The sequence below is a fragment of the Peribacillus frigoritolerans genome (genome assembly GCF_030676415.1).
Classification (GTDB): Bacteria; Bacillota; Bacilli; order Bacillales; family DSM-1321; genus Peribacillus; species Peribacillus frigoritolerans_A.
The window spans coordinates 1-206 of record NZ_JAUUTW010000187.1; the positions used below are offsets into that span (position 1 = coordinate 1).

The 206-nt window shown below is 37.4% G+C and carries 1 pseudogene; it reads right to left on the reverse strand.

The features are described from left to right. Window positions 1-206: pseudogene (locus tag Q8G36_RS28995) on the reverse strand (transposase); the annotation flags it as partial.

Here is a 206-nt window from a genome sequence, read left to right on the forward strand (position 1 = left end):
AATTTTTCCCGAACGTTGAGAAATGAGGTACTTTATCATGGAAACCATAGCCTAAGATCCAACGGTAAGCCATATTTGTTTCAGCTTCTTCAATCGTTTTACGCATGGAACGAATACCGAAGGTATACTGAATGAATGTCAGTTTAACTAAAATAACTGGATCAATACTTGGGCGTCATACCTCTGAATACATATCTTTCACCAAG